The organism is Patulibacter medicamentivorans (genome assembly GCF_000240225.1).
Classification (GTDB): Bacteria; Actinomycetota; Thermoleophilia; order Solirubrobacterales; family Solirubrobacteraceae; genus Patulibacter; species Patulibacter medicamentivorans.
Genome location: NZ_AGUD01000187.1, coordinates 1 through 9,340, shown reverse-complemented (window position 1 = coordinate 9,340; position 9,340 = coordinate 1). Strand labels below are relative to the sequence as shown.

Annotated in this window: 8 protein-coding genes and 1 pseudogene; 2 read left to right on the top strand and 7 right to left on the bottom strand. The window is 74.7% G+C overall.

Annotated elements, in window-relative coordinates; translation table 11 throughout:
- From PAI11_RS11160 to PAI11_RS11145, 4 genes are all read right to left on the bottom strand, one after another.
- A partial coding sequence (locus PAI11_RS11160; protein WP_040599923.1) for an MlaD family protein occupies window positions 1-877 on the bottom strand: 877 nt, incomplete at its 3' end.
- The gene (locus PAI11_RS11155; protein WP_007574583.1) at window positions 874-2,226 is read right to left on the bottom strand and encodes an MlaD family protein; all 1,353 of its coding nucleotides are present in this window, start codon (window positions 2,224-2,226) and stop codon (window positions 874-876) included. The genes PAI11_RS11160 and PAI11_RS11155, both read right to left, overlap by 4 nt.
- Complete coding sequence (locus tag PAI11_RS11150) at window positions 2,223-3,572, bottom strand: MlaD family protein (protein ID WP_007574582.1); 1,350 nt, start codon at window positions 3,570-3,572, stop codon at window positions 2,223-2,225. Before PAI11_RS11150 ends, PAI11_RS11155 begins: the two co-directional genes overlap by 4 nt.
- 7 nt (window positions 3,573-3,579) lie before the next feature.
- Window positions 3,580-5,097, bottom strand: coding sequence for a class I adenylate-forming enzyme family protein (locus PAI11_RS11145; RefSeq protein ID WP_007574580.1), 1,518 nt, complete (start codon window positions 5,095-5,097; stop codon window positions 3,580-3,582).
- Between the two features lie 140 nt (window positions 5,098-5,237).
- Between PAI11_RS11145 and PAI11_RS11140 the strand changes: the two genes are divergently transcribed.
- Window positions 5,238-5,858, top strand: a complete 621-nt coding sequence (locus tag PAI11_RS11140; RefSeq protein ID WP_007574578.1) for a TetR/AcrR family transcriptional regulator — start codon at window positions 5,238-5,240, stop codon at window positions 5,856-5,858.
- 186 nt (window positions 5,859-6,044) lie between these two features.
- Here the strand turns inward: PAI11_RS11140 and PAI11_RS28120 are convergent.
- Window positions 6,045-6,263 (bottom strand): annotated as a pseudogene (locus PAI11_RS28120) (aldehyde dehydrogenase family protein); the annotation flags it as partial.
- A gap of 273 nt (window positions 6,264-6,536) precedes the next feature.
- A complete protein-coding gene (locus PAI11_RS11135) occupies window positions 6,537-7,490 on the bottom strand; it encodes a DAPG hydrolase family protein (RefSeq protein ID WP_007574576.1) in 954 nt (317 codons plus the stop codon).
- A 37-nt stretch (window positions 7,491-7,527) separates the two neighbouring features.
- On the opposite strand from PAI11_RS11135, the gene PAI11_RS24280 reads away from it, so the two are divergent.
- Window positions 7,528-8,115: a TetR/AcrR family transcriptional regulator gene (locus PAI11_RS24280; RefSeq protein ID WP_007574575.1), complete on the top strand. Its 588-nt coding sequence runs from the start codon at window positions 7,528-7,530 to the stop codon at window positions 8,113-8,115.
- Between the two features lie 13 nt (window positions 8,116-8,128).
- Here the strand turns inward: PAI11_RS24280 and PAI11_RS11125 are convergent, their stop codons facing one another.
- The gene (locus tag PAI11_RS11125) at window positions 8,129-9,205 is read right to left on the bottom strand and encodes a spirocyclase AveC family protein (protein WP_007574573.1); all 1,077 of its coding nucleotides are present in this window, start codon (window positions 9,203-9,205) and stop codon (window positions 8,129-8,131) included.
- Window positions 9,206-9,340 lie beyond the last annotated feature (135 nt).

The following is a 9,340-nucleotide window of genomic DNA, read 5'->3' as shown; positions in this document are numbered from 1 at the left end:
CTCGCGGCAGGCGGGCCACCGCGGGCCGGGCGTCGACGACCAGCGCGCGCGCCTCGGCGAGGATCGGGGTCAGGCGGCGCGCGGCGGTCCGGGTCGCGCGCAGCGTGGCGGACAGCTCGACCAGCGAGGACTGCCACGCGCGCCGCTCGCGGACGATCGCGTCCGCGATCCGGGCCAGGTGGCCAACCGTCGCGGCGAGGTCGCCGGCGACCGGGGCCAGCGCCTCGGCGAGGCCGGCGCCGTGCCGCAGCAGCCCCCGCAGGTCGGTGCGCGGATCAGCCAGGGCGGCGAGCACCGTGGCGGCGCGGCGGGCGGCGACGGGGGTCGCGTCGATCACGTCGCCGAGCGCCTGCCCACGGCCGGCGAGACCGTCGGACATCGCCCGGACCACCGTCCGGAATCCTCGGCGCGTCGCGCGGTCGAAGGTGTCGTTGAGGTCCTGCAGGTCGAGCGACGCGGAGGTCCGCGCGACGGCGATCGTGCCGCCAGCGGGCAGCGTCCGGCGGCTGCGTCCGGGGACGAGCTCCACGAACTTCGCGCCGATCACGCCGCGCGGCCGGATCCGGGCGGTCGTGTCGGCCGGCAGCTCGGCGACGTCGCGGTCGAGCCGCAGCGTGGCGCGGGCGATCGGGCGATCGCCGTCGAGCACCGGGTCGATCGCGACGACCGACCCGACCCGCTTGCCCGCGATCCGGACGTCGTCGCCGGTCACCAGCTGGCGGCTGTCGGCGAACTCGGCGCGGAGGTCGTAGGTCGCGACGAACGGCAGCCCGCTGTTCGCGTTGTAGGCGAGGACCGTCGCGACGATCGCGAGCAGGATCGCCGCGGCCCCGATCAGCCCGGGGTGGGCGGCGAGCGAGGAGCGACGAGCTCTCATCGTCCCGCCTCCCGCTGGCGGGCCGCGCGAGCGGCGACGTCGCGCTCGCGCGTGGCCGGCGCCGCCGGTCGGCGACCCGGCTCGCGACCTCCGTCGCCGAGGATCGCCCGCAGGCGCCGCGCGAGCGCCCGGCCGCCGTCGCCGCCGACGGTCCCCGGGTCGGTGAAGCGCGACGAGCACTCCGGTTGGGCGACGCTCGTCTGGATGATGCAGGGGTTGACGTTCAGGCGCGCCGGCAGGATGTGCGAGACGTCGTCGTAGCGCGCGGTCGCCAGCGCCACCTGGTAGGCGAAGACGAGCGCGCGCTGGAGCACGCCGTTGGCCTCGAGGCTGGCGGTCAGGGTCGCGGTCTCGCCGATCGCCGGCGCCAGCCGCTCGAGCCCGGAGGCGAGCGCCGTCGCGCGCGGGGCGGTGGCGATCAGGACGGGCCGGGCGCGGCGCAGCGTCGGGGCGAGCCGGCGGAGGGCGGGGCGGGCCGCGCGGGAGAACGGCCCGAGGTCGCGGGCGACGGTCTCGAGCTGCGGCGCCGCGGTGCCGAGGTCGGCGACCACCGGGCGGGCGGCGCGAGTCAGCGCCGCGAAGCGCTCGAGGGCGGGGCGGGCGCTGCGGAGCGTTCCCGGGAGCTGGTCGATCGCGTCCTCGATCGCCGTTCCGCGGCGGGCGGTCGCGGCGAGCGCGACGTCGCCGGAGCGCAGCAGCCGGCCGAGGTCGCCGCGGCGGCGGTCGAGGTGGGACAGCACCTCGTCGCCGGCGCGCAGCAGCCGGTCGACGGCGACGCGCTCGTCGGCCATGATCCCGAGCACCGCGTTCGCGTGCTCGAGGGCCGGGTTGGCGCGGCGGATGCTCGCCGCGAGCGCAGGCCCGCGCGCCGCGCCGGCAGCGCCGAGCTCGTTCAGCAGCAGCTGCAGGCGGACGTTTGTCGGCTGGCCGAGCATCGCGACCAGCAGGTCGAGGTCGACGGGGCTGCGGGTGCGCGCGACCGGCAGCACCGCCACGCCGTCGCGCTCGCCCAGCGGCGCCGCCGCCGGTGTGCCGGGATCGCAGTCGACGAACCGCTCGCCGATCAGGGACTGCGGCTTGATCGTGCAGGTCGCGTCGGCCCGGAAGGGCGCGAACCGGCGGTCGACCGCGAGCGAGACCCGCGCGCGGCGGCCGGCCGCCAGCCCGACGTCGGTGACCTGGCCGACCCGTGCGCCGGCGATCCGGACCTCCTGCCCGGAGGTCAGGAACGACGCGTTGTCGAAGAGCGCGTCGATCCGGGTCGTCGTCCCCGTCCCGCCGTCGCTGCCGCAGCCGGCGAGCAGCAGTCCGCCGGCCGCGAGCGCGGCCAGCCGCCGCCGGCGCGTCATCGGGCACCTCGGCCGGACGCGGTGCCGGGCGGGACCTGGGTGGGGTCGCATCCGGGAACGCGGACCGGGGCGCTGCCGTCGGCCGGCGGCTGCGTCGCCGCGCCGGGGCAGCGGCGGAGGTTGCCGGTCGAGACGCCGCCGAGCGTCGTCCCGAGCAGGCCGTCGAGCGGCGCCGCCAGCGGCCAGAGCCCGTCGAGCGCCCGTGGCATCGTCGCCATGTCGAAGACCGGCTCCAGGCGGCCGATGTGGCCGTTGGCGTCGTAGATCGACGCGGCCTTGCCGCCGAATCCGACGACGAGGCCGTGGACGATGTCGGGCGTGTAGGCGCGGAGGTCGGAGATCGCCGGCCGCAGCGGGCGCAGCGCGGCAGTCGTCGCCTGCAGCGCGGGTACGCCGGCGTCGGCGAGCGCGGGCAGCCGCTCGAGGGCGGTCGTCAGCGGTGGCAGGGTCCGGCGCAGGTCGCGCAGCACCGGCGTGGTCCGGCGGCTCAGGGGGACGACGCGGCGCAGGACCCGGGAGAGCGGGCGGCCGGAGCGGGCCGCCTGGCGGACGACCGGCCGGGCCTCGCGCAGCAGCGGCGAGAGCCCGGCGAACGCGCGTCGGGCCGCCGTCAGCGTCGCCGGCGCGCGGGCGACGATCCGCCGCAGCTCGCGCGTCCGCGACGCGGTCGCCCCGAGCGTCGTGGCGGCGTCGGCGATCCCGGCGGTGACGTCGTCGCCGCGCTCGGCGAACGCGGTCGCGGTGGCAGCGCCGTCGACGAGCAGCCCGGTCAGGGCCGGGCGGTCGGCGCTCAGCGCGGCGGTCAGCTCGCCGACCTCGCGGATCGCCGGGTCGAGATCGCGGACGGCGCGCTGGGCCTCGCGCTCGACCCCGGTGAACGCGGTCGCGGTGCCGGCGACCATCGTCTGCAGCGCGTCGGTCGTCACGCCGTCGAAGGCGTTGAGGACCTCGTCGATGTCGGTGATCGCGCGGACGTCCTCGGCCGTGATCGCGCCGCGATCGGCGATCGCTGGAGCGTCGTCGGGTCCGGGCTCGAGGCTCACGAACCGGCCTGCGACGCTCGACAGGGAGCTGTTGCGCAGCACGGCACGGGTCCCGCGGTGGAGGGGCCGGAACCGCTCGTCGTCGATCCGCAGGCCGATCCGGGCCCGTCCGTCGTCGGCGATCTCGATCCCGTCGACCTTGCCGACGACCCGGCCGGCGACGCGGACCTCGTTGCCGTCAACGAGCTGGCCGGCGTCGACGACGGTCATCGAGACCCGGTACGCCTCGCCGCCACCGCGCAACGCGAGCACGGCCGCGACGGCCACGACCACCGTCGCGGCGAGCATCCCCCTCCGCAGCATGCGGTCCTCAGACCGGGACCGCGACGCGCTCTCGGAGGACGCGCTTGAGGACCTTGCCCGAGCCGTTGCGCGGCAGGGCGTCGACCAGCACAACGTCGTGCGGCAGCTTGTAGTCGGCGATCAGCTCGGCGCACGACGCCCGCAGGTCGTCGCGGTCGACGCGCTCGCCGGGGCGGGCGACGACGACGGCCACGATGCTCTCGCCGTAGACCTCGTGCGGGCGCCCGACGACGGCGCACTCGAGCACCGCCGGATGAGCCGCCACCGCGTTCTCGACCTCGACCGAGTACACGTTGCGCCCACCGGTGATGATCAGGTCCTTCGCCCGGTCGACGATCGTCATGAAGCCGCCGACATCGCGGCGCACCAGGTCGCCGGTGTGGAGCCACCGGTCGCGGATCGCCTCCGCGGTCTGCTCCGGGTTGCGCCAGTAGCCCTTCATGATCGTCTCGCCGCGCAGCAGCAGCTCGCCGACCTCGCCGTCGCCGACCTCGCGGCCGTCCTCGCCGACGACGCGGGCCTCGGTGTTGGGGAGCGGCGTGCGGCCGCTGGCGTCGGGCCGCTCGCGGACGTCGTCGAAGGACGAGTAGATCCCGCCGGGCCCGGCCTCGGTCTGGCCGCAGAGCTGCATCACCTCGACATGGGGCAGCGCGTCGAGCAGCCGTGCGACGGTCGCGGCCGGCATCGGCGCCGCGCCGAACATGCCGGTCCGCCACGCCGACAGGTCGCGGCGCGCCAGCTCGGGGTGCCGCAGCAGCAGCTCGAACATCGTCGGGACGCCGAAGAACGAGCTGATCCGCTCGCGCTCGAGCGTCTCGAGCACCCGGCCGGGCTCGAACGCCGCGAGCACGACGTGGGTCGCGCCGAGCATCGTGCCGCTGATCAGCATGATCCCGAGCTGGGCCGCGTGGTAGAGCGGCGCCACATGCAGCAGGCGGGCGCCGTCGGTCAGCTTGGCGACCGCGATCGCGTTGACGCCGACCCAGATCACACGGTGGTGATCGAGCAGGACCCCCTTCGCCTTGCCGGTCGTGCCGGAGGTGTAGATGATCAGCGCGTCGTCGTCCTCCGCGACCTCGACCTCGCGGAAGGCCCCCGGCTCGTCGCCGACGAGCGCGTCGGGCCCGTCGGCGCGGTCGAGCCGCAGCACGGCGACGGTCGTGCCCCGCCCGTCCGTCAGGCCGTCGAGCTTCGCCGCGGCCGCGGCGTCGGCGAGCGCCAGCCGGCACTCGGCGTCGGCGAGCACGTGCTCGAGCTCGGGCACGGCGAGCGCCGGGTTGACGGGCACGACGATCGCGCCGGCCCGCAAGGCGGCGTAGAACGCGACCACGAAGCGATCGGAGTTCGCCGACACGAGCGCGACGCGGTCGCCCCGCCCCACGCCGTGGCGCTGGAGCGTCGCGGCGGCACCGCTGACCTCGCGGTCCAGCTCGCGGTACGTCCAGCGCCGGTCACCGAAGACCAGGGCTTCACGATCGGGGGTGCGGCTCGCTGCATTGGTCAGCGTTCCGGCGACGGTCGGCACAGCTCTCTCCTTGGGTTCTCGGAACGACGGCAGGCGTCGCCCGGGGTGCACCCCGCTGGCCTCTCTCTCCGTCGTGAGCGTAACATACGAACAATGACGCTCGCAAGTTTGCCCTCGGCGGCCCGGAAACGGGCGACGCGATGAGCCCGGCACCGCGCAGGACGCAGGAGGAACGCCGCGAGGAGACCCGGCGCAAGCTGCTCGACGCGACGATCGAGAGCCTCGTCGACGGCGGGATCCCCGCCACGACCGGTCGCCGCGTCGCCGAGCTGGCGGGAGTCTCGCGCGGGGCGCAGACGCACCACTTCCCGCACGTCGCCGAGCTGATCACCGAGGCGATCGAGCACCTCGCCGACCGGCGGGTGGCGACCATGCGGCGGCGGACCCGGAGGATCCACGAGACCGACGACCCGGCGGGGACGCTCGTCGACATCCTCCACGAGGACTTCACCAGCGACCTCTTCCGGGCCGTGCTGAAGCTCTGGATCGCGGCCTCCGACGACCCCGATCTGCGCCGCCACCTCGAGCCGCTGGAGCGTCACCTGCGCGACGTCAGCGGCGCATTCCTGCGCGACGCCATCCAGCAGCTCGGCGCCCCGGAGGACCTCGCCCCCGAGCTGGAGCTCGTGCTCCACGCCGTCCGCGGGGTCGCCGTCGCCGAGCTGTTCGAGCCGCAGCTCGACGGCCGCCGGATCGACGCCTGGTCGACCGTCCGCCCGCTGTTGGTGGAGACGCTGTCGCAGGCGGCCGACCGCCACTGACCGTCGCCGCGGCTCGGCGCGGTCGCCCGCGCCAGCCGGGGGCGCCGAGCAGCCTGACCGCGCGGGCCAGCGCTGTCCCGCGCATCCACGAGTACGGGTACCGGTGCGACTCACGGGCCAGCGGCGGCCGTGGAAGGGTGTGGACCCGGAAGCGACCGCACTCGCCTCGATCTCGCTGCCGAAGCGGCGGCTGACGGTGACGGCCTGCCGGCGGCAGTACTTGAGGACCCCGGCGGCGCCGCCGCTGCGGGCGCCGAGGCCGGAGGTCTTCCAGCCGCCGTGCGGGAGCGGGAGCGCGAAGAGGTTGGCGTAGACGTCGTTGACGTTGACCCCGCCGACCTCGAGCCGCTGGGCGATCTGCAGCCCGCGGTCGCGGTCGCGGGTCCAGACCGTGGCCGACAGCCCGCCTGGGTGCGCGGCCGGCGTTCGTGCATTGCGAGAGCCAGAAGGAGCGCTGGCTGGCGTGGGCGACACGGGGCACGAGTCCGGTGTTCGCGACGCTGCCGGGCACTTGGAACGTGATCGCCGAGCGGGACCGTCGCGGGCGCTCGCTGGTGCGGCGCTGGCGCACCGGGACCCACCCACTCCGCACGGCGGTTCGCGGGACGCTCGTCGATGCCTTCGTCGCCGCGACCGGCGACACCGAGCTCGCGGTGCCGGCGACGCCGGCGGCGGGGCTCACGAGCGCGATCCGCCGAACTCGGCGTGCAGCTCGGGCAGGAACCGTGCGAGGTGGTTCATCTCCTCGCCGCAGTGGCGCAGGAGCGCGGCGCCGAAGCGCAGGTCGAACGTGATCGACCGCGGGAGCACCGCGCCGCGGCGGACCGCGCACGAGATCCCGGCGGGATCGAGGCCGCGCAGCCCCGGGACGTTGAGGTAGAAGCGGCTGCGCATCTCGGCTCCCCGCGCGGTCGGGCGGACCTGGTGCACGAGCAGCCCGACGTTGACCGGCAGCAGCGCCGTGCCGACGGTGCCGCAGATGACGGTGCCGTCGAAGCGTCGCTCGTCGATCCCGTAGCGGGCCGGGTCCTGGAAGCTGATCGCGAGCTGGTCCAGGCGCCCGCCGATGTACTCGTCGACGTAGGACGTGTTGCCGCGGTAGCGCTGCCGATCCGTGAGCGACGGGTCGGCGCGGCGATCGCTGCGCAGCGCGGCGTAGGCGTGGGCCTCGGGATGCCACAGCTTGTAGCGCGCGCCGTCGTAGCTGTGCCAGGCGAACCACCAGTCCCACATCGCCGGCGCCACGCGCGGCATGTCGGTCAGGCATGCGACCCAGATCTCGCCGCTCCGCGTGCGGCCGAACCCGGTCTCGACCGGCGCGTACCCGGGATCGTGGAGCTCGGCGGAGAGCGCCTGGCGCTCCGGCACCTGGCGGCTCGGCAGCGCGGCGGCGGCGAGCGCGCGGGGGACCTGGGGCTGCGGCGGATCGACGCGATCCTTCATGTACTTGGCGTACGGCTGGCGCTCGTCGGCCGGGCGGTAGCCGAGGTAACGATCGGCGCAGCGCGGCGCGGCGGAGGCGACCGCGGCCGCCGGACGGGCCCCGATCGCGACGGCGCCCAACGCCGTTCCGGCCCGCACGAGCGTCCGACGGTCGAGGCCCTTGGCGGTGTCGCCCCCCTGGCTCTGCATTTGCAGAGGACTACCAGCCGGATAGCGTGGCAGTCAAATGGACGAGCGACGTCGCCTGATCGCAGACGCGTGCCTGGCGCTGGTGGGAGCGCACGGCGTGCGGGCCCTGACCCACCACCGGATCGACGACCAGGCGGGCATCGCGCGCGGCTCGACCTCGTACTACTGCCGCCGCCGAGTGGACATCCTGCGGCTGGCGCTGGAGCGGCTCTACGCACTGGACCTCGCCGACATCGAGGCGATGGTCGCCGCGGTGCCCGACAGCCTCCGCGACGACCCGGCCGCGACGGCCGAGGCGGTCGCCGGCCTCGTCGTCCACTGGCTCGAGGACGAGCACCGCCCCCGTTCGATCGCCCGCATCGAGCTCTTCATGGCGGCGTCCCACGAGCCGGACCTGCAACCGCTGATCGGTCGGCAGTTCGCGACGATCGCCCAGGCCGTCCAACCACTCGGCGGACGACCAGCGACCGACGGCCTCGGACGGGCCGCCGCCGCGTTCATGCTCTCCGAGGGACTGATGCTCAACGTCCTGCGCCAGGGCCTGCCAGCGCCGTCCCGCCAGCAGGTCGCCGACCTCCTAAGCCTGCTCGGACCGCCGATGACGGCCGACGTGGCCGAGGGCTGACCGCCGGCCGCGGTCAGCTGCCGCCGGGGTGGGTCGGCAGCATGTAGGACGGCACCTTCGGGTTGTAGGAGTCGACGTTGTTGGAGACCCAGCTCCAGGTCGCGAAGTAGCTCAGGAACCCGCAGACGAAGCAGAACCCGATGACGGCCAGCAGGCGGGTCCCCGTCCGTGCTCCCGGTCTGATCCGCTGGACCCCGCGCTCGACGAAGGACAGGCCGTCGGGCGACTCGATCGCGGACATCCTGAGGGCGCAGAAGCCGAGGGCGAACAGCGCGACGAACAGGCTCTCGTAGACCGGGAACTGGTACTCGCTGCCGGGGAACAGAGTGAAGGCCTCGATCGTCCGCGGGAACGCGTAGACGTGCGAGCGCACCAGCGCCATCTCCAGCACCAGGTCGAGCAGCAGCATCGCCAGCGTCGCGGTGCCGTACGACCGGAGGTTCGAGACGGCGGGATTGCGGCGGCGCATCCAGGTGATGATCCGGATCATCAGCGCCGCCATGCCCGTCCCGAGGTACAGGTACATCGGGCCGGCCCAGGCGAGGCCCTCGGCGTAGACCCCCACGTCCTCCGACGCCAACGGGAACGTGAAGTGCCAGGTCCCGAGGTTGAGCGCCTGCGCGTTCCACGCGAACGTGTAGTGGAAGTAGTTGATCATCGGGTCGATCGTGATCAGCAGCAGCGACCCGATCACGATCATCCCGTCGAGGGTCAGGCGCCGGCTGCGCACGAGCGGCCGCAGTAGGTAGATCCAGATCATCCAGAGCGCCAGGGCGATGCTCAAGATCTCCACGGTCCGCATCGCCCAGAACGACCAGTCCGGCATCCGTTGGTCGTCGGCGAACGCGGCCGGCCCGAAGTCGTCGGAGAGCACCCAGCGGACCCCTGCCTGGACGCAGAACGCGGTCCACGCCGCGCCGATGACCGCCCACAGGACGATCATGCCGCGCCGTGCCCGGGCGACCTCGGGCTCCGGCGCCTCCACGGCCGCGGCCGCGGCCGCGGTCGGCGTGCGGCCCCCGGCGCGAGCGGTCCCCGGGGGACGTTCGACGACGGGCGGCCCGCTGACGGTGGTGGACTGCTCGATCACGGTGCTTCCTCTCCCTCACGCAACCAACGGAAACAATACGTCCAGACGCACTGTCGGCACCACATTAGCCCGGCCCGTTCCGACTGTCAAGAGACGCTGTCTCTCTCGCTGCCGGGGGGGGGGGGGGGGGGGGCG

Coding starts and splice junctions, on each gene's coding strand:
- PAI11_RS11155 (WP_007574583.1), bottom strand. CDS start 2,226: ATGACGCGCCGGCGGCGGCTGGCCGCGCTCGCGGCCGGCGGACTGCTG.
- PAI11_RS11150 (WP_007574582.1), bottom strand. CDS start 3,572: ATGCTGCGGAGGGGGATGCTCGCCGCGACGGTGGTCGTGGCCGTCGCG.
- PAI11_RS11140 (WP_007574578.1), top strand. CDS start 5,238: ATGAGCCCGGCACCGCGCAGGACGCAGGAGGAACGCCGCGAGGAGACC.
- PAI11_RS11135 (WP_007574576.1), bottom strand. CDS start 7,490: ATGCAGAGCCAGGGGGGCGACACCGCCAAGGGCCTCGACCGTCGGACG.
- PAI11_RS24280 (WP_007574575.1), top strand. CDS start 7,528: ATGGACGAGCGACGTCGCCTGATCGCAGACGCGTGCCTGGCGCTGGTG.